The organism is Sphingomonas melonis DAPP-PG 224, from assembly GCF_000379045.1.
In the GTDB taxonomy this organism is placed as follows: domain Bacteria; phylum Pseudomonadota; class Alphaproteobacteria; order Sphingomonadales; family Sphingomonadaceae; genus Sphingomonas; species Sphingomonas aquatilis.
The window spans coordinates 2,478,252-2,495,183 of record NZ_KB900605.1 but is presented as its reverse complement, the minus strand read 5'-3'; the positions used below and the strand labels follow the sequence as shown (position 1 = coordinate 2,495,183).

The 16,932-nt window shown below is 67.3% G+C and carries 13 protein-coding genes; 8 read left to right on the top strand and 5 right to left on the bottom strand.

Annotation, left to right across the window (positions count from 1 at the left end; translation table 11 throughout):
* Positions 1 to 36: 36 nt before the first annotated feature.
* Positions 37 to 1,689 (bottom strand): electron transfer flavoprotein-ubiquinone oxidoreductase, encoded by a 1,653-nt coding sequence (locus tag SPHME3_RS0112130; RefSeq protein ID WP_017978892.1) that lies wholly within the window; start codon positions 1,687 to 1,689, stop codon positions 37 to 39.
* Between the two features lie 134 nt (positions 1,690 to 1,823).
* Between SPHME3_RS0112130 and SPHME3_RS0112125 the strand changes: the two genes are divergently transcribed.
* The 4 genes from SPHME3_RS0112125 (at position 1,824) to SPHME3_RS0112110 (ending at position 9,031) form a co-directional block, all read left to right on the top strand.
* Entirely contained in the window at positions 1,824 to 2,558 is a 735-nt protein-coding gene (locus SPHME3_RS0112125; RefSeq protein ID WP_017978893.1) for a uracil-DNA glycosylase, read from the top strand.
* Positions 2,559 to 2,593: 35 nt separating this feature from the next.
* A complete protein-coding gene (locus SPHME3_RS0112120; protein WP_017978894.1) occupies positions 2,594 to 4,399 on the top strand; it encodes a lytic transglycosylase domain-containing protein in 1,806 nt (601 codons plus the stop codon).
* Between the two features lie 893 nt (positions 4,400 to 5,292).
* Positions 5,293 to 6,882 (top strand): long-chain fatty acid--CoA ligase, encoded by a 1,590-nt coding sequence (locus SPHME3_RS0112115; RefSeq protein ID WP_017978895.1) that lies wholly within the window; start codon positions 5,293 to 5,295, stop codon positions 6,880 to 6,882.
* Positions 6,883 to 7,258: 376 nt separating this feature from the next.
* Positions 7,259 to 9,031, top strand: coding sequence for a cation:proton antiporter domain-containing protein (locus SPHME3_RS0112110; protein ID WP_017978896.1), 1,773 nt, complete (start codon positions 7,259 to 7,261; stop codon positions 9,029 to 9,031).
* 2 nt (positions 9,032 to 9,033) lie between these two features.
* On the opposite strand, the gene SPHME3_RS0112105 is transcribed toward SPHME3_RS0112110, so the two are convergent.
* Positions 9,034 to 9,468 (bottom strand): DUF488 domain-containing protein, encoded by a 435-nt coding sequence (locus tag SPHME3_RS0112105; RefSeq protein ID WP_017978897.1) that lies wholly within the window; start codon positions 9,466 to 9,468, stop codon positions 9,034 to 9,036.
* Between the two features lie 67 nt (positions 9,469 to 9,535).
* Between SPHME3_RS0112105 and trmFO the strand changes: the two genes are divergently transcribed.
* Positions 9,536 to 10,903, top strand: coding sequence for a methylenetetrahydrofolate--tRNA-(uracil(54)-C(5))-methyltransferase (FADH(2)-oxidizing) TrmFO (gene trmFO / locus SPHME3_RS0112100; protein ID WP_017978898.1), 1,368 nt, complete (start codon positions 9,536 to 9,538; stop codon positions 10,901 to 10,903).
* Here trmFO and SPHME3_RS0112095 read toward each other — a convergent pair.
* A complete protein-coding gene (locus SPHME3_RS0112095; RefSeq protein WP_017978899.1) occupies positions 10,836 to 11,306 on the bottom strand; it encodes an EF-hand domain-containing protein in 471 nt (156 codons plus the stop codon). The two genes, trmFO and SPHME3_RS0112095, sit on opposite strands and share 68 nt — an antisense overlap.
* A gap of 58 nt (positions 11,307 to 11,364) precedes the next feature.
* On the bottom strand, positions 11,365 to 12,021 hold the full coding sequence (locus tag SPHME3_RS0112090) for a squalene/phytoene synthase family protein (protein WP_017978900.1): 657 nt from the start codon (positions 12,019 to 12,021) through the stop codon (positions 11,365 to 11,367).
* A 152-nt stretch (positions 12,022 to 12,173) separates the two neighbouring features.
* On the opposite strand from SPHME3_RS0112090, the gene SPHME3_RS0112085 reads away from it, so the two are divergent.
* From SPHME3_RS0112085 to SPHME3_RS0112075, 3 genes are read left to right on the top strand one after another with little or no spacing between them, the layout of a single operon-like run.
* Positions 12,174 to 14,150 carry a TadE/TadG family type IV pilus assembly protein gene (locus SPHME3_RS0112085; RefSeq protein ID WP_017978901.1) on the top strand — a complete coding sequence of 659 codons (1,977 nt, stop codon included), beginning with the start codon at positions 12,174 to 12,176 and terminating at the stop codon, positions 14,148 to 14,150.
* Complete coding sequence (locus SPHME3_RS0112080; RefSeq protein WP_017978902.1) at positions 14,147 to 14,776, top strand: TadE/TadG family type IV pilus assembly protein; 630 nt, start codon at positions 14,147 to 14,149, stop codon at positions 14,774 to 14,776. The genes SPHME3_RS0112085 and SPHME3_RS0112080 overlap by 4 nt, the downstream gene beginning before the upstream one ends.
* Positions 14,767 to 15,486 carry a TadE/TadG family type IV pilus assembly protein gene (locus SPHME3_RS0112075; RefSeq protein WP_017978903.1) on the top strand — a complete coding sequence of 240 codons (720 nt, stop codon included), beginning with the start codon at positions 14,767 to 14,769 and terminating at the stop codon, positions 15,484 to 15,486. The genes SPHME3_RS0112080 and SPHME3_RS0112075 overlap by 10 nt, the downstream gene beginning before the upstream one ends.
* A gap of 42 nt (positions 15,487 to 15,528) precedes the next feature.
* On the opposite strand, the gene SPHME3_RS0112070 is transcribed toward SPHME3_RS0112075, so the two are convergent.
* Entirely contained in the window at positions 15,529 to 16,932 is a 1,404-nt protein-coding gene (locus SPHME3_RS0112070; protein ID WP_017978904.1) for a pyruvate dehydrogenase complex E1 component subunit beta, read from the bottom strand.

Below are 16,932 nucleotides of genomic sequence, written 5' to 3'. Positions count from 1 at the left end.
ACCGCGATGCTCAGAACCGATGCTAGGAATAGACGCTTACATATTGGGATAATTGGGGCCTCCACCGCCCTCCGGCACCACCCAGTTGATGTTCTGCGTGGGGTCCTTGATGTCGCACGTCTTGCAGTGGACGCAATTCTGAGCGTTGATGACGAACTTAGGATCGCCCGTCTCCTGCCCGACGATCTCGTAAACGCCGGCCGGGCAATAGCGTTGCGCGGGCTCATCGTAGAGCGGCAGATCATATTCGACGGGGACGTTGGGATCCTTCAGAGTCAGATGGACGGGCTGGTCCTCCTCATGGTTGGTGTTCGACAGGAACACCGACGACAGGCGGTCGAAGGTCAGGACGCCATCGGGCTTCGGGTAGACCGGAGCCTTCACCAGATCCTTGCGCCACAGCGTCTCGTGATCCGGGTGATGCTTCATCGTGAAGGGCATCTTGAGGCCGAAATGTTCGAGCCACATCGTGATGCCGGCGAGGCCCGACCCCAGGAAATCGCCGAACTTCTTGACCAAGGGCACGACGTTGCGGACGATCGACAGCTCCTTCTTCACCCAGCTGTGCTCGAACGCTTCGGGGTAAGCGGCCAGTTCGTCATGCTGGCGCTGCGACAGAATCGCGTCGGCCGCGGCTTCGGCGGCCATCATGCCGCTCTTCATCGCGGTGTGCGTGCCCTTGATGCGCGGCACGTTGAGGAAGCCGGCGCTGTCGCCGATCAGCGCGCCGCCCGGGAAGACGAGCTTCGGGATCGACTGGAGCCCGCCGTCGCTGATCGCGCGCGCGCCGTAGCTGACGCGCTTGGCGCCCTTCAGGATCGCTGCGATTTCGGGGTGGGTCTTCCACTTCTGCATCTCCTGGAAGGGCGAGATGTAGGGGTTGGAATAGTTGAGCCAGGTCACGAAGCCCAGGCTGACCTGGCCGTTCGCCTGGTGATACAGCCAACCGCCGCCATTGGCGTCGTCGCCCAGGGGCCAGCCCTGCGTGTGAATGACGCGGCCGGGCTGATGGAGCTCCGGGTCGATGTCCCACAATTCCTTGACGCCCAGGCCATAGACCTGCGGGTCGCTGTCCTTCGCGAGGTCGAAGGTGCGGATCACTTCCTTTGTGAGGTGTCCGCGGCAACCCTCTGCGAAGAAGGTATATTTGGCGTGGAGTTCGAGGCCGGGCTGGTAATCGGGCTTGTGCGTGCCGTCGCGCGCGACGCCCATGTCGCCGGTCGCGACGCCCATCACCCGGCCCTGATCGTCGAACAGGATTTCGGCGGCGGCGAAGCCGGGGAAGATTTCGACGCCGAGTTCTTCGGCCTTGCCCGCGAGCCAGCGGCACAGGTTGCCGAGGCTGCCGGTATAGGTGCCCTTGTTGTGCAGGAACGGCGGCGTCAGCGCGTGCGGCAGGATCGACTTCTTCTTTTCCGTCAGCACCCAGTGGAGGTTTTCGGTTACCGGCACTTCGGCGAGCGGGCAGTCCTGGCGCCAGTCGGGCAGCAGTTCGTCGAGGCTGCGCGGATCGATCACCGCCCCCGACAGGATATGCGCGCCGACCTCCGAGCCCTTTTCGAGCACGCAGACGCTGAGGTCCGCGCCCTTTTCGGCCGCCACCTGTTTGAACCGGATCGCCGCCGACAGGCCCGCCGGGCCGGCGCCGACGATCACCACGTCGTAAGGCATCGATTCACGTTGCGTCATTGTCATCCACTCCCGGATACGGTTGCGGTTGTCGGCGCCGGGGGATAGCGGTCAGGCGCAGGCCGACAACGTCTCGTCTCTGAACCGCGATCGGACAAGTTGACGAAAACGTCAACCTACAGAAAGAGAGAAACGTGGGGGCCGATCAGCATCACAGTTGGAATGAGAGCCTCGCGAGCGCGCTCGACTGGTGGCAGGAGGCGGGCGTCGACACGCTCGTCGAGGCGGATCCGCGCGACTGGCTGACCCAGCCGATGGTCGCGCCGGTCTTCGCGCGGGCGCCCTCCCCCGCCGCGCCGGTGGAGCTGGCCCCGGCGATGCCCGCCGAACTGGCCGACTTCATCGCATGGCGCGGCGGCGATGCCGTGCCCGAGGTGGCGTGGCGCGGCGTGTCGATCGCGGCGACTGGCCCGGCGGATGCCGCGGTGATGGTGCTGGTCGATTGCCCCGACAAGGACGACGATGCCGCCGGCATCCTGATGAGCGGCGAGACGGGGCGGCTGTTCGACCGCATGCTCGCCGCGATTGGCCTGTCGCGCGAGACGATCCACCTCGCCTCGGTCTGCGCAAAGCGGCCCGTGGCGGGGCGGATGCCGCGCGAGGTGGAAACGCAGCTGGCCGATATCGCCAAGCACCACATCGGCCTCGTCGCGCCGAAACGGCTGCTGCTGATGGGCAATGCGGCGAGCCGTGCGATTTTGGGGGCGGAAATGCCGGGGACGCGCGGGTCTTTACACGCGTTTAACCATAGACGGGGAAAGACAGGCGTGGTCGCCAGCTTTCATCCGCGCTTCCTGATCGAGAAGCCCGCGGCGAAGGCGGAGGCCTGGAAGGACCTGCAATTGCTGATGGGGAATTTGTCCGCATGACCCGTATGCTGGCGCCAGGACTAGCGGCACTGGGGATGGCCGCGATCGTCGCGCTGACCGTGCCGCAGGCCGCTTCGGCTGCCGAGCCCGGCACATCCGCAGGCGGCGACGCCCGGATCACCGCCGCCAGCCGCAACGATCGCATTCCCGACCAGCTGGATAGCGCGCAGCGCGAGGGGTATCGCGCGGTGTTCCAGGCGATCCGCGACGGCCGCTGGCAGGATGCGCAGATGGGCCTCGACGCGATGAAGCCGGGTCCGCTTCACGCCATCGCCCGCGCCGAACTCTATACCGCCAAGGGATCGCCCAAGGTCGAACTGGAGCCGCTGGTCGCGCTGCTCAACGAAGCGCCCGAGCTGCCCGAGGCCGCCGATCTGGCCCGGCTGGCCAAGGTACGCGGCGCGAGCGAGCTGCCGCCGCTGCCCGTCGCGCAACGGCTGATCTGGCAGGATGGCGCGCCGCGCCGCGTCCGCGCCAAGACGACCCGCAGCGACGAAATCGCCGCGGAGCTGGCGGTGAAGATGCAGCCCTATATCAAGGGCGACCAGGGCGCCGAGGCGCAGGTGCTGCTCGAATCGACCCCGGGCCTGACGCCCGAGGCGCAGACCGAATGGCAGGCGAAGATCGCCTGGATGTATTTCCTGACCGGCGACGACCTGAACACGCGGGCGATGGCGGCGAAGGCCGCGAACGGCGTGGGCGACTGGGCCGTGCAGGGTCGCTGGATGGGGGCGCTGTCGGCGTGGCGGCAGAATGACTGCGCCGCTGCGGGCACCGGCTTCGAAGGCGTCGCCACGCGTGCGACCGACGTCGATCTGCGTGCGGCCGCGCTCTATTGGGCATCGCGCGCCGACATGGTGTGCGGACGGCCCGACAAGGTGCAGCCGCGCCTGCAGAATGCCGCGCAATATTCGGAAAGCTTCTACGGCCAGCTGGCGCGACAGGCGCTGCTGATCCGCGACAAGGGCCGACCGCAGACGCAGGTGGTCGCCGCTGATTGGGCGCGGCTCGACAAGCGGCCCAACCTCCGCGTCGCGGCCGCGCTGACCGAGATCGGCGAGACCGATCTGGCCGACAGCGTCGTGCGCCAGCAGGCGCGGATCGGCGATCCGTCCGAGTTCGGCAGCCTCGTACGCGTCGCCGAGGCGCTGAGCCTGCCCGCGACCACCGTGTGGCTGGCGCATAACTGCCCGCAGGGCGTCGTCGCCGCTGCCGAGGCACGCTATCCGACGCCGAACTGGACGCCGACCAGCGGCTGGCGCGTCGACAAGGCGCTGGTCTATGCCCATACGCTGGAGGAAAGCGGCTTTCGCAACAAGGTCGTCAGCCCCGCTGGCGCCTATGGCCTGATGCAGATCATGCCCGCCGCCGCCACCGATTACATGCGCGAGAGCGGCTATACCGTCGACAAGAGCGCGCTGACCAAGCCGGCGACGAACATGGACATCGGCCAGCGCCATCTGGAGCGGCTGCGGGACATGGCGGGCGTGACGGGCGGGCTGCTGCCCAAGGTGATCGCCGCTTATAACGCGGGCCCGCGCCCGGTGGGCGACTGGAATGCGATCGTCCACGATAATGGCGATCCGCTGCTTTACATTGAGAGCATCCCCTATTGGGAAACGCGCGGTTACGTGACCACGGTGCTGCGCAACTACTGGATGTATGAGGCACAGGGCGGCCGCAAGGCGTCGGTGAGCCGGTCTGCGCTGGCGCAGGGCATGTGGCCGCGCTTCCCCGGCCTGCCGGGCGCCGCGGCGGTGCGGATGAACGCGCGGCCCGCGACGGCGATCGCTGTGAACGGGCGCGTGTCGCCGCAGTCGACGACGGTGTCGGGGAATTAGGGTCGTCCAAATCCTCCCTCGCAAGGGGGAGGTGGCGCCGCGTTAGCGGTGACGGAGGGGGCGGTACGCGGTGCGTTCGGTAAGGAGGCGTGCCGTGTCCTCCCCCTCCACCATTCGGCTGGCGCCGAACGGCCCCCCTCCCCCTGGCGGGGGAGGACCTGACGGCTGCGCTACCCTTCGGCTGATCGGCGGTGACGGTGACCGGGCGTGTTTCGTCGCAATCGGCAATAGTGCCTGAGAATTAAGCCCCTCCAAGTCCTCCCCCGCCAGGGGGAGGTGGCGCCGCGTAGCGGTGACGGAGGGGGCGGTAAGCGGTGCGCTCGCTAAGGGCGCGTGCCGTGTCCTCCCCCTCCACCATTCGGCTGGCGCCGAACGGTCCCCCTCCCCCTGGCGGGGGAGGACTTGCCCCCTTCGCGACCCTTCGGCTGATCGGCGATGACGGTGACCGGGCGTGTGTCGTCGCGATCGGCGGTGGTCCCTGAGAATTGAGCCCCACCAAGTCCTCCCCCGCCAGGGGGAGGTGGCGCCGCGTAGCGGTGACGGAGGGGGCGGTACGCGGTGCGCTCGGTTAGGGAGTATGTCGTTCCCGTCCCTCCATTCGGCTGATGCCGTACGGTCCCCCGGACCGGGTCAGACTTGCGATGCCTTGGCCGCGGCTATGCCCCGTCACCTCTGCCTAGGCGGGCATCCCGCTTTGAAAGACGGTCTTAGCGGGACCCCGGATCAAGTCCGGGGTGACGGAGAGGCGTGGCAATCAGCCGCCCCTGCCAGCCTCCCCCACCCGCCGCCGGCAATTCTTCGTCACATCGGCCATCTTGCCCTCGCTCCTGTCTCGGGTATGGTCCGCTTCGGCAAGAGGCGCACGGTTGCGCACGGACTGAGAGGAGCCACGGATGCTGGGCGGCATGCAGGATTTCGAACTCAGGGTATCGACACTGCTCGATCATGCGGCGCGCGAACATCCCACGCGCGAGATCGTGACGCATTGGGCGGACGGCCGCCAGACGCGAACCGACTGGCAGGGCGTCGCGCGCGATTCGCGGCGGTTGGCGCGGGCGCTGGAACGGCTGGGCATGCGCGCGGGCGACCGGATCGCGACGCTGGCGATGAACCACGCGCACCACCTGATCGCATGGTACGGCACGATCGGCATGCGCGGCGTGGTCCATACGATCAACCCACGGCTGTTCGACGACCAGCTGGTCTATATCGCCAACCATGCCGAGGACCGGGTGCTGTTCTATGATCGCGCGTTCCAGCCGATCGTCGACCGGCTGCGCGGGCAATGGCCGACGATCGAGCATTATGTGGTGATGGATGGCGACGGTCCGGATAGTTTCGCCGCGCTGATCGCCTCGGAAGACGACGACTATGCCTGGGCGACCGGATCGGAGCGCGACCCGTGCATGCTCTGCTACACCAGCGGGACGACGGGTAACCCCAAGGGCGTGCTGTATGAGCATCGCTCGACCGTGCTGCATGCGATGCTGGCGTCGTCGCCGGCGGTGCTGGGATTGTCGTCGGCCGACGTGCTGCTGCCGGTGGTGCCGCTGTTCCATGCCGCCGCCTGGGGCACGCCGTTCGCGGCGCCGATGGCGGGAACCAAGCTGGTATTCTCCGCGGTCAACGACCCCAAAGTACTGTGCGGGCTGATGAACGAGGAGCGCGTGACGATATCGTCGGGCGTGCCAACGGTGTGGCTGGCGATGTTCGCCTATGCCGATGCGACCGGCGAGAGCCCGCGCCATCTGCGCATGGCGACGATCGGCGGGTCCGCCGCACCGCGCGCGATGATCGCGCGGCTGATGGGCATGGGCGTCGACGTCAAGCATCTGTGGGGCATGACCGAAACCTCGCCCGTCGCGACCGCCGCGGCGCCGCCGCCCGACTGGGACGACTGGTCGGAGGATGCCAAGCTCGACGTGCTGACCAAGCAAGGGCGCATCCCCTATGGCGTCGAACTGGCGGTGATCGACGACGAAGGGCGGCATCTGCCGCGCGACGGCACCAGCGCCGGGCGGCTGCATATCCGCGGGCCGTGGGTGGTGAAACGCTATTACGGCGCGGAGGCGGATGCGATCGACGCGGACGGCTGGTTCGACACCGGCGACGTCGCGGTGCTCCACCCCGACGGCACGATGCAGATTACCGATCGGTCGAAGGACGTGATCAAGTCGGGCGGCGAGTGGATCAGCTCGGTCGAGCTGGAAAATGCCGCGGTTGGCTGCCCCGGCGTGGCGGAGGCAGCGGCGATCGGCATCGCGCATCCCAAATGGGACGAACGCCCGCTGCTGGTTGTGGTGCGCAAGCCGGGCAGCGAGGTGAGCGAGCGCGAGATCGTCGAGCATCTGAAGGGCGCGGTGGCGAAATGGTGGCTGCCCGACGCGGTGGTGTTCGTCGACAGCCTGCCGCACACCGCGACGGGGAAACTGCTGAAGACGGCGCTGCGGGAGCAGTTCAAGGATTTCAAGCTGGCGGCGTGAGGGGGCTGGCCGGTTCGCTCTGTCCCCCGTTCGTCATCCCGGCGGACGCCGGGATACATGGATACGATGACGCCGGGGTAGCGCGCATCATCAGCCGCTTACCACCATGGATCCCGGCGTTCGCGGGTATGACGAATGAGGGGGCTGGCTCCTGCCCCCCCCCCCCACACCCGTCATTCCCGCGAAGGCGGGAATCCATAACCTCTGACGTCGGGGATGGAACCGCACGGCCAGCCAGTCTGGATTCCCGCCTTCGCGGGAATGACGGCTTATTCGGATGGGAGCGCGCGCCGCGTGGGCATGACAATGTGTTGCCGTATGGTAGAAACACCATCCGGGGGCTGACAAATGGCCCACGGTCCCTACAGTCGCCCTTATGGCGATCGGACTGGATAATGCGGGGTTCAGCGACGCGCTGGTGATCCTGGGGGCGGCGGGGCTTGTGATCCCCGCCTTTGCGCGATTTCGGGTGAGCCCCGTCATCGGCTTCATTCTGGTGGGGATGCTGGTCGGGCCGTTCGGGCTGGGGCAGCTGACCACGCAGGCGCCGTGGCTCTATTATCTCACCATATCCAATCCGCATTCGATCGAACCGTTCGCCGAATTCGGCATCATCCTGCTGCTGTTCTCGATCGGGCTGGAGCTGTCGTTCAAGCGGCTGTGGGCGATGCGCGCGCAGGTATTCGGCACCGGGCCGGCGGAGCTGATCGGATCGGCGGTGCTGATCGCGATCGCGGTGCATCTGCTGGGGCAGGATTGGGCGGGCGCGGCGGGGCTGGGCCTGGCGCTGGCGCTGTCGTCGACCGCACTCGTGCTGCCGCTGGTAGGGACGACGAGCCCGGTCGGGCGCGGCGCGTTCGCGATGCTCTTGTTCGAGGACCTCGCGCTGGTCCCGATCATCTTTGCCCTCGGCGCGATGGCGCCGACCGCGAGCGACGAGGGTTGGGTCGGCATCGCCGGCGTCGCGCTGCGCGGGGCGGCGACAGTGGTGGTGATGTATCTGGGCGGGCGGCTGGTGCTGCCGCGCCTGTTCGCACAGGCGGCGCGGACGAAGAGCCCGGAGCTGTTCCTCGCCGCATCGCTGCTGGTGGTGATCGTCGCCAGCGTCGCGACGACCGCGGCGGGGCTGTCGCCGATCGTCGGCGCGCTGCTCGCAGGGCTGCTGATCGCCGAAACCGAATATCACACCGAGGTCGAAGTGATGACCGCGCCGTTCAAGGGGCTGGCGCTCGGTGTGTTTCTGATCACCGTCGGCATGAGCGTCAACCTGCGCGAGGTGCTCGACAATTGGCCGGCGCTGCTGACCGCGGTCGTGGCGGTGGTGGGGGTGAAGGCGGTCGTCACCTTCCTGCTGCTGCGCGTTGCGCAGACCGGGCGCGGGATCGCCGCCGAGACGGGGCTGCTGATGGGCAGCCCGTCGGAGACGACGCTGATCGTGCTCGCCACCGCGGCGCAGGCGCAGCTGATCCTGCCGTCCACCGCCGCCTTCTGGCAGACCGTCACCGCGATCGGGCTGACGATCACGCCGCTGCTTGCCAAGGCCGGGCAGCGGCTGTCGCGCGGCATCGATCGCGCGCCGATCGACGCGGGGCCGATCGACGATGGCGAGGGGCCGGGGACGGTCGTGATCGGCTTCGGGCGCGTCGGGCGGATGGTCGCGGACATGCTGAAGATTCACGGCCAGCGCTATCTCGCGGTGGATGCCGACATCGACAATGTCGCCGATGCGCGGCGGGCGGGGCATCCGGTGCTGTTCGGCGACGTCGCGCGCGCCGAGCTGATCGACCGGCTCGACCTTGCCCGCGCGCGCGCGCTCATCCTGACGATGGACGATCCGGTGCTGACCGTGCGGCTGGCGCGGCGGATGCGCGCGCTAGCGCCCGAGCTGCCGATCATCGCCCGCGCGCGCGATCCGCAGCATGCCGCCGAACTGTATCGCGCCGGCGTGACCGATGCGGTGCCGGAAACGCTCGAAAGCTCGCTGCAATTGTCGGAGGCGGTGCTGGTCGATCTAGGCGTCGCGATGGGCCCGGTGATCGCCTCGATTCACGAAAAGCGCGACGAACTGCGCCAGTCGATCAAGGCCGAAGCGGAGATCGACCGCGAACCGCGCATCCGGCGGGTGAAACGGCTGCGGGAGGCGACATAGCCTCAGGCGTAGAGATCGACCACCTCTACCCCCTCACCCACGGCGTCGAGCAGCAGCGTGCGGTGGCAGTGGGTCGGTTCCCGTTCGTAGCAAAGGAGGGCGCTGGGCTTGTCCTGTGCGAGGTCGAGCATCTGGGCTGCCGCCGCCTGGGCCTCGGGGAGCGCGAGCTGGTCGTCATAGACGGCGGTGAGGGTTGCGACGTCGCCCTTCTTGGCGGCGTCGCGGCCGCGCTTGGGGGTGCCGAGCGCCTTCAGGTGGACATAGTCGATGCCGGCCTCTTTCAGGCTGGCGGCGAGCGAGGATTTGGAGAAGCCGGGGCGGCGGGACAGCGGCAATGCGCGGACGTCGATGACGCGCTTGACGCCCGCCTTGGTGAGCGCGGCGAGGAAGTCGGCCATGGTCGTCGCTTCGTAGCCGATCGTGTAGATGGTCGTCATGGCGTGACAACGCATGGGGCCCCTCGCGCGTTGCCCCCCTGCCCGCTGCGGCCTAGAGGCATGGCGCATGACTCATGACATCCATATCGTCGGCGGCGGGCTCGCCGGATCGGAAGCGGCGTGGCAGCTGGCCGAAGCGGGGTTTCGCGTGCGCCTGTCCGAGATGCGCGGCAGCGGCGAGCGCACGCCGGCGCACCAAACCGATGGCCTGGCCGAACTCGTCTGTTCGAACAGCTTCCGCTCCGACGACGCGGAGGCGAATGCGGTGGGGCTGCTGCATCAGGAGATGCGGCGGCTGGGATCGCTGATCATGGCCCAGGCCGATGCGCATCGCGTGCCGGCGGGGTCGGCGCTGGCGGTGGATCGCGACGGCTATTCGGACGGGGTGACGCAGGCGCTGGCCAACCATCCCAACGTCACTTTGGTGCGCGAGCGGGTGGATGCCTTGCCGGAAGGGCCCGCGATCCTGGCGACCGGGCCGCTGACCGCGGCGTCTTTGGCGCAGGAGATTGGTGGCGCGACGGGAGCGGAGGCGCTGGCGTTCTTCGACGCGCTCGCCCCGATCGTCCATTTCGACACGATCGATATGGATATCGCGTGGAAGGCATCGCGCTGGGACAAGGGCGAGGCGGATTACATCAACTGCCCGATGGACAAGGAGCAGTATCTCGCCTTCCACGCCGCGTTGCTGGCCGGCGAGAAGACCGAGTTCAAGGAATGGGAGAAGGACACGCCCTATTTCGACGGCTGCATGCCGATTGAGGTAATGGCGGAGCGTGGGATCGATACGCTGCGCTACGGGCCGATGAAGCCGGTGGGCCTCGACAATCCGCGTACCGGGCGCTGGCCCTATGCCGTCGTGCAGCTGCGCCAGGACAATCGCCAGGGCACGTTGTGGAACATCGTCGGCTTCCAGACCAAGCTGAAGCATGCCGAGCAGGTGCGATTGTTCCGCACGATCCCGGGCTTGCAGAACGCCGAGTTCGCGCGGCTGGGCGGCCTGCACCGCAACACCTTCATCCGATCGCCCGAACTGCTCGACGAGACGCTGCGGCTGAAGAATCGGCCGAACCTGCGCTTCGCCGGGCAGATCACGGGGTGCGAGGGCTATATCGAGAGCGCGGCGATCGGCCTGCTCGCCGGGCGCTTCGCCGCGGCCGAATTGCGGGGCGAGACGCTCAGCCCCCCGCCGGTGACGACCGCGCTTGGCGCGCTGCTGGGGCATATCACCGGCGGGGCAGAGGCGGAGACGTATCAGCCGATGAACGTCAATTTCGGGCTGATGCCGCCGATTCCCGGCCGCACGAAGAAGGCGGATCGCAAGCGGATGTACACCGACCGCGCGCGCGCCGCGTTCGAACCGTGGCTCAGCTCTCTTCCGACGGAGCCTGCTGCGGCGGCGGACATTTCGCGCGAGACGGTGCCTTCCGCTTGACGGCGGTGGTGGCGAATTCGGCTGCGGTCATCGCGCCGGAGGCGTCCTTGTCGGCGGCGGCGAATTTTGTCGTCGCTTTAATCGCCCATTCGTCGAAGCTGAGCCGGCCGTCGCCGTTGGCGTCGAGCTTGGCGAAGGCCTTGCGGCGGGCGGCGAGATATTCGTCGCGAGTGATGCGGCCGTCGCGATCCTTGTCGTAGCGGTTGAAGCGTTTCTGTTCGCGCGTGGCGGGTGCAGCCTCTGGAACGGCCGGGTCTTCGGCGTCGGTGGTGGTCTGCGCGGCGGCCTGCTGGACGAGCGGCTGGGCGGGCAGCAGGTCGGGCTGAGCGCGATGCCCGGCGATCAACACCCCTGCCCCGACCGCCGCCGCCAGCGCTCCGCCACCCGCCAGATATCGCCACATCGCCCGCCCTCCCGATTGCGGCGGGAGGCTATCATGCGATGGAGCGCAGGCAATGCCGCTATCGCCCCGTGAAGCGGAAGCGCGCGACGCGCCACGCCTTGGCGAGCGGTGTGCCGCCCTCCAGATCGAGCCGGGCGAGAAGTGCGAGAACGCCGACGGCACGCGCGGGCGCCGGCCATGTTGCGGTGAAGGCTTGGGAAAGCGTGGCGCGGGCCTGCGCCGACGCATGATCGGCCAGCACGGCGACAGTGAGATGGCGGGCGAGATCGGCATGGGCCCAGCCCTGCCCCGCGATCCGCAGAACAGTGGGTTGGGCGCCGAGCAATCGTCCCGCCAGCGCGAACAGCGTGCCCCCGCGCGAATCGGCATGCCGCGCGAGCGCCTGATCATTGAGCGGATCGGTGACGACCAGCTCTTCCCACCCGTCGGTCATCGCGGCGAGCGCCGCGCCGCTCACGCCCCGCGGCAGCAGCAGGCGTGCGATGTCCTGGAGCAGAGGTTCGGCCGGCGGCGCCGCGGTGTCGAGCCGCTCCAGCGCATCGTGCCACCAGACGAGCCGCATCTGGCCGACCATCGGTTCGCGGGTCGTCCGGACGATCCCCGCGAGCCGATCGTTGAGGTCGAACAGCGTGCGCAGCGCATCCCGCGCTGCCTGCGGGGCGGCGGCAAGCATCAGTTCGCGATCGGGCGGCGGGGCGGCGGAGGGATCGGACATGGCGGATCGCTGCCCGTCCGCATCACGACTTGCAAGCCCCGCGACCGCGTCGGGCGGATGGAGCGATAGGACCGGACCGGACACGGCATTTACGTAATCGTCAGCATTAAGCGCTTAGAATATCAGTCGATTATGGACAGGGCTCGCGCGGCGTGACGATCGATCGGCAACTGACGGATACCAACGGCCAGCCTTCGTTCCTGTCCCGCTTCGCCCGGGCGAAGGGCGGCAATACGCTCGCGATGCTCGCGGCCTTCCTGATCCCGATGTCAGCGCTCACCGGATCGGCGGTCGATTTCGGGCGCATGTATCTGGTGAAGGTGCGGTTGCAGCAGGCGTGCGATGCGGGCGCGCTGGCCGGCCGCAAGGCGATGGCCGACAGCAGCAGCAGTACGCTGGACGCAGCCGCGGCGGCGACGGCAAAGACGTTCTTCGCCAACAACTTCCCCAGCGGGATCATGGGGACGCCGGCCTATACCAGCGCGACCGTGCCCTTCACGCCGACCAAGACGAGCGACAATCAGGTCGCCGGCACCGCCTCCGTCCGGGTGCCGACGACGGTGATGAAGATGTTCGGGATGCCGGCGCGGACGATGACGGTGAACTGCGAAGCGCGCTTCGACGTCGCCGATTCGGACGTCATGTTCGTGCTCGACACGACCGGGTCGATGGCCTGCACGCCCGCCAACAGCTGCACGAACCAGACCAGCACCTACACCCGTCCCGACGGGACGACCGGCTATTATGCGGTCGAGGCGACTGGATCGAAGATTTCCGGCCTGCGCTCCGCCGTGCTCAGCTTCTTCGACACGATGGAGGCGAACAAGGACAGTTCGACCCGCGTTCGATACGGGTTCGTTACCTATACCTCGACCGTCAACGCCGGCTTCGCGCTGCCGTCGAGCGCGATCGTCGACAACTGGACCTACCAGTCGCGCAAGATCGTCGGGGAGGATGACAACGACAACGGCGGCTGGACCTATTCCTATTATTCCGGCTGGACCAACACGCGCGTCAGCACCACGACGAACACGTCGCGGCCCACCTGCGACAAGCGCGCGACCGGTCGCACGCCGGCGCTGCAGACGAACTCCGATGGCAGCACGCGCTACACGTTCCGGACCGACGGCACCGCGGAATATGTGACGACCGACTGGAACAGTTCGAACGGCGGCACCTGCAACACGACCACCGTCCCCAAGAAGCCGTCGTGGCAATATATGCCCGTCACGCTGGACCTCAGCCAATTCAAGCTGGGCAACGCCGTGGTCGATCCCAGCAAGGTTTCGGGTGCGACGGCGAAATGGCAGGGGTGCCTGGAGGAGCGCGACACCATCAGCGGCGCGACGACGTTCGACCAGAACAATCTGCCGCCCGATCTCGATCCCGATGCGCTGCCGACGAGCGATGCGACCCGCTGGCGGCCGATGTGGCCAGAGGTCACCTATTACCGCAACAATTCCAACGCCTATTCGGGCAACGTCATCAAGCCCAACACGCCGTCTTCGCCCTTCGTCTATGGCGATTATTCGACCACGACGACGTCGGCGACGGTCGCGTGGACGTCGCTCGCCTATCCGGCGAACCTGCGCGCCGCCTATGTCTCGTGCGGCAAGCCCGTGCGGCGGCTGGGGCCGATGAACCGCACCGACGTGTCGGATTACGTCAACGCGGTGGATTTCAAGGCGCAGGGCGGCACGTATCACGATACCGGCATGATCTGGGGCACGCGCCTGTTGTCGCCGACCGGCCTGTTCGCGTCCGACACCGCGGCTGCGGCGGGCCGGCAGACGCCCAACCGCTACATCGTCTTCATGACCGACGGCGACATGGCGCCCAACGCCGCCATTTACGGCATGTACGGGCTGGAGGCGTATGACGGGCGTGTCTCCAACGGCGATACCGGCAATTTGACCGCGTACCACAACGCGCGCTTCCTCGCGGAATGCACCGCGGCCAAGGCGCGAAACATCACCGTGTTCGTCATCGGTTTCGGCCAGACGCTGACACCGCAGCTGACGCAATGCGCCTCGCCCGGCCAAGCATTCTACGCCAGTGACAATGCGTCGCTGGATGCGGCCTTCCGCCGGATCGCGAACCAGGTGGCGCTGCTGCGGGTGTCGAAATGAGGATCGGCCGCGGGCTGCTGTCGCGGCTGGGTCGCGACCGGCGCGGCGTCACCCTCGTCGAATTCGCGATCATCTTTCCGGTGATGGCGCTGATGATGATGGGCCTCGGCGACATGCTGTACCAGATGTACGTCAAGCAGCTGCTGTACGGCGCGATCCAGAAGGCGGCGCGCGATTCGGGGATCCAGGGCGGCGCGCAGCAGACCGCGACCATCGACGCACGCGTGCTGCAGATGATGACGGGCGTCATGGCGATGCCGACCGCGTCCTGCGCCACCACGCCGGGGCCCGGCACCTATTGCTCGACGCGGCTCAGCTACGCGACGTTCGGCGCCGTCGGCCCCGAACCGTTCGAGGATACCAACGGCAACAACCAGCGCGATCCGGGCGAATGCTATCGCGATATCAACGGTAACGGCAGCTGGGATGCGGAGCCGGGCACGACCGGCCAGGGCGGCGCGAACGACGTGACGCTGTACCGGATCCGTATCACCTATCCGCGGATATTCCCGGTCGCGCCGCTGATCGGCGCCTCGCCCTATCAGACGGTGACTGCCGAGACGCTGCTGAAGAACCAGCCCTATGCCACGCAGGCGGCGCCGACGGTGAACCGTCTATGCAATTGACCCCCCGGCCCAAGGCCCTGTGGCGGCAGCTAGCGCGCAACCGCCGCGGCGTGGCGATGATCGAATTCGCCTTCGCCGGGCCGGTCGTGCTGGCGCTCGGCCTGTATGGCGCGGAGATGGGCAACCAGGCCCTGACGCATATGCGGATCAGCCAGATCACGCTCGCCCTTGCCGACAATGCCTCTCGCATGGGGCAGATGGGGGCGAACAACATCGAACAGATGCGCGACGGCGACATGAACGACGTGCTCCAGGCGGCGCGGTTGCAGGGTGCGCCGCTGAAGCTTGGGACGTACGGCCGGGTCACGATCTCTAGCCTGGAATATATCCAGCAGAGCTATGATAGCGCGCGCGTGCAGCGCATTCACTGGCAGCGATGCATGGGTATGAAGCGCGGTGCAGGCTACGAGTCGAGCTATGGCACGACGTCGGCGACCGCCGGGTCGACCGCGACGTCATCGGATGCCGGCACCTTGGCTCCCAACGGCATGGGCGATCCCGGCCGAATGGTCAGCGCGCCCGCCGATACGGGCGTGATCTTCGTCGAGGTGAATTACCAGTATCAGCCGCTGGTCAGCGCGTGGCTCGCGAAGCCGTTCCGCATGCATTACGTCGCGTCGATGATCGTCCGCAACAATCGCGACTTCCGGCAGATCTACAATCCGCTCAATTCGGCGACGCCGTCGACCTGCGACCTGTTCGCGGCGTAAGCGGTCGAAGGGGACGGCGCAGCCGCCCCCTTCCTATCCGTATCAGACGATCTTCTTGACGGTCGCGACGATCTTCGCGGCATCGATCAGCGCCTTCTTTTCGAGGTTCGCGGCATAAGGCAGCGGCACGTCCTCGTTGGTGACGCGCAGCACCGGCGCGTCGAGGTCGTCGAAGCCCTGTTCCATCACCACCGCGGCGATCTCGCTGGCGATCGAGCAGGTCGGCCAACCTTCCTCGACCACGACGAGGCGGTTGGTCTTGGCGAGGCTCTTCAGCACCGTCTTGGTGTCGAGCGGGCGCAGCGTGCGCAGATCGATGACCTCCGCCTCGACGCCGTCCTTCGCCAACGTCTCGGCGGCTTCGAGCGCGAGGCCGACGCCGATCGAATAGCTGACCAACGTGACGTGCTTGCCTTCGCGCATGATCCGCGCCTTGCCGATCGGCAGGACGTGATCGTCGAGCTTGGGCACGTCGAACGAGCGGCCATACATCAGCTCGTTTTCGAGGAAGACGACGGGGTCTTCGCTGCGGATCGCAGCCTTCAGCAGGCCCTTGGCGTCGGCCGCATCGTACGGCGCGATGACGATCAGGCCGGGAACGCTGGCGTACCACGGACCGTAGTTCTGGCTGTGCTGCGCGCCGACGCGGCTCGCTGCGCCGTTCGGACCGCGGAACACGATCGGGCAGCGCATCTGGCCGCCGGACATATAGTTGGTCTTGGCCGCCGAATTGATGATGTGGTCGATCGCCTGCATGGCGAAGTTGAACGTCATGAATTCGATGATAGGGCGCAGGCCGCCCATCGCCGCACCGGTGCCGACGCCGGCAAAGCCATATTCGGTGATCGGCGTGTCGATGACGCGCTTGTCGCCGAACTCGTCGAGCAGGCCCTGCGTCACCTTGTACGCGCCCTGATACTGGGCGACTTCCTCGCCCATCACGAACACGCGCTCGTCGCGGCGCATTTCCTCGGCCATCGCGTCGCGCAGCGCTTCGCGGACGGTGGTCTTCACCATCTCGGTGCCTTCGGGGATCGCCGGGTCCTGCTTGCCCTCGTTCTCGGCCGCTTCGAACATCTGGCGCGTGCCGGTCTCGACCTTCTCCTGCGCGGGGTGAGCCGAATCCTCGACCTTGTCCGCCGGCTTGGCCTCGTCCGCCTTGGGGCTGTCGCTCTTCGTCGTGGCGACCGAATCGGCGCTCTCGCCGTCTTCGAGCAGCACGGCGATGACTTCGCCGACCTTCACGTTATCGGTGCCCTCGGCAACGACGATCTTGCCGATCGTGCCTTCGTCGACGGCTTCGAATTCCATCGTCGCCTTGTCGGTTTCGATCTCGGCCATGATGTCGCCGGACTTCACCGTGTCGCCTTCCTTGACGAGCCACTTGGCGAGCGTGCCCTCTTCCATCGTCGGCGACAGCGCCGGCATCTTAATCTCGATCGCCAT

Coding starts and splice junctions, on each gene's coding strand:
- SPHME3_RS0112120 (WP_017978894.1), top strand. CDS start 2,594: ATGGCCGCGATCGTCGCGCTGACCGTGCCGCAGGCCGCTTCGGCTGCC.
- trmFO (WP_017978898.1), top strand. CDS start 9,536: ATGACTCATGACATCCATATCGTCGGCGGCGGGCTCGCCGGATCGGAA.
- SPHME3_RS0112075 (WP_017978903.1), top strand. CDS start 14,767: ATGCAATTGACCCCCCGGCCCAAGGCCCTGTGGCGGCAGCTAGCGCGC.
- SPHME3_RS0112080 (WP_017978902.1), top strand. CDS start 14,147: ATGAGGATCGGCCGCGGGCTGCTGTCGCGGCTGGGTCGCGACCGGCGC.
- SPHME3_RS0112115 (WP_017978895.1), top strand. CDS start 5,293: ATGCTGGGCGGCATGCAGGATTTCGAACTCAGGGTATCGACACTGCTC.
- SPHME3_RS0112110 (WP_017978896.1), top strand. CDS start 7,259: ATGGCGATCGGACTGGATAATGCGGGGTTCAGCGACGCGCTGGTGATC.
- SPHME3_RS0112105 (WP_017978897.1), bottom strand. CDS start 9,468: ATGACGACCATCTACACGATCGGCTACGAAGCGACGACCATGGCCGAC.
- SPHME3_RS0112095 (WP_017978899.1), bottom strand. CDS start 11,306: ATGTGGCGATATCTGGCGGGTGGCGGAGCGCTGGCGGCGGCGGTCGGG.
- SPHME3_RS0112090 (WP_017978900.1), bottom strand. CDS start 12,021: ATGTCCGATCCCTCCGCCGCCCCGCCGCCCGATCGCGAACTGATGCTT.
- SPHME3_RS0112070 (WP_017978904.1), bottom strand. CDS start 16,932: ATGGCGATCGAGATTAAGATGCCGGCGCTGTCGCCGACGATGGAAGAG.
- SPHME3_RS0112130 (WP_017978892.1), bottom strand. CDS start 1,689: ATGACGCAACGTGAATCGATGCCTTACGACGTGGTGATCGTCGGCGCC.